The sequence below is a fragment of the Promineifilum sp. (SeqCode) genome, assembly GCF_041918635.1.
In the GTDB taxonomy this organism is placed as follows: Bacteria; Chloroflexota; Anaerolineae; order Promineifilales; family Promineifilaceae; genus Promineifilum.
In genome coordinates this window covers 1-1,687 of record NZ_JAYRVJ010000064.1, presented here as the reverse complement: position 1 = coordinate 1,687, position 1,687 = coordinate 1, and the positions used below count along the sequence as shown (strand labels likewise).

The following is a 1,687-nucleotide window of genomic DNA, read 5'->3' as shown; positions in this document are numbered from 1 at the left end:
GCCGCTCCCGTGTGGGGGTCTCGGCGGGATAGCCAACAAAGAGGGAGCCGACGATGGTGTACTGGTTAGGATCAAGCCCCAGCAGTTCGTAAGCCAGCGGATCGCGCGTCACGCCGGCCGTGCTCCACTTGACGCCGATCCCTTCGGCCCAGGCCGCCAGCTGCACGTTCTGAATGGCGCAGCAAACCGCGGCATAGTCCTCGCGCCGGCGCTGCTCGTCCCCCTCCTGCAATGCGGCCACGGCCACGATGGTCGGGATAGCGCGGAAGCGGCGGGCCTCGTCGTCGCGCAGCCGCGCCTGCCGCTCCGGGGAACCGGCCGCCTTGGCCGCCTTCCATTCACCGTGGACGACTGACAACCGCGCCTGCGTCTCTGGCCCCAGAATGGCGAAGCGCCACGGCTCGGTCAGGTGGTGGTTGGGGGCCCAGACGCCCGCCTCCAGGACGCGCCGCAGCGCCTCCGCCGGCACAGGCTCCGGCCCGAACTTGGCGATTGTCCGCCGCGTGCGAATGGCTTCCCACACATCCATGTAATCTTATACCGCCCGGCCCTCGTGGAAGCAGGGCAGGTCGCGTCCGTCGCCGCGAAAACGGGCGGCCACGGTCGAGCCCTCATCCACGCGCACCTCGTGCGGCTGGAGGCTATGGACGACCGACCCATCGTCCAACCTCAGCCGGTAAATGTAAGCCATACCCGTGAACTGCCGCGACAGGATGCGGGCCGGCCCGCCGGCCGTCGCGTCGAAATCCACGTCATCAGGCCGCGCGGCCACCTCGACCGCCGCGCCCACCGGCAGCATGACCGGTCGCGCTACCAGGCCCAATGGCGTCTGGACGCCCTCGTCCGTCGCCTCGCCCGGCACAAAGCTCGTCTGACCCAGGAACTCGGCCACAAAGCGCGTCTGCGGCCGGTGAAAGATGCCTTCCGGCGTGTCCACCTGCTCCAGCTGACCGTCGCGCATCACGCCCACCTGGTCGCCCAGGAAGAGCGCCTCTTCCTGGTCGTGGGTGACGAACACGGCGGTGACACCCCCAGCCTTCAGTAGCGCCCGCACTTCGGCCCGTACCTCGGCCCGCCGCGCGGCGTCGAGGTTGGAGAATGGCTCGTCGAGCAGCAGCGCTGCCGGCTCCGTGGACAGCGCCCGCGCCAGGGCGATGCGCTGCTGCTCCCCGCCCGACAGTTCGTGAGGCATCCGCGCCTCCCGGCCGGGCAGGCCGACGAAGGCCAGCAACTCGGCCACGCGCGCGCCGGCCGCTCGCCCCTTGCCCAGGGCGAAGCCAACGTTCTGGCCGACGCTAAGGTGGGGGAAGATGGCATAGTCCTGGAAGACCATGCCCACGCGGCGCAGCTCCGGCGGCAGGTGGCGCCCCTCGTCGGCCACGGTCTGGCCGTCGATCTCGATGGTTCCGGCGTCGGCCCGCTCGAACCCGGCGATGAGGCGCAGCAGCGTCGTCTTGCCGCAGCCGCTCGGCCCAACCAAGGCCAGGATGTCGCCCGCCGCGACGCTCAGCGAGAGGTCGCGCACGACCGGCAGCGCGCCAAAGCGCTTGCTCAGCCCGCGGAAGCGCAGGGCGATCCGCCCCGGGCGCGTCTCGACAACCGGCGACGTCGTAGCCACCGGCGAGGCGGTGGGGACGTTAATCGCGCCGGCCATCCCGCAACGTGAGCAAAGCCAGGGGAACCGAGG

Annotated in this window: 2 protein-coding genes; both read right to left on the bottom strand. The window is 70.7% G+C overall.

The features are described from left to right. Nucleotides 1-529, bottom strand: a 529-nt coding sequence (locus ACE3UY_RS02000; RefSeq protein ID WP_374685876.1) for a nitroreductase, incomplete at its 3' end; no start/stop codon positions are given. Between the two features lie 6 nt (nt 530-535). Further along, nucleotides 536-1,687 (bottom strand): ABC transporter ATP-binding protein (locus ACE3UY_RS01995; RefSeq protein ID WP_374685875.1); only part of this gene is annotated, 1,152 nt, incomplete at its 5' end.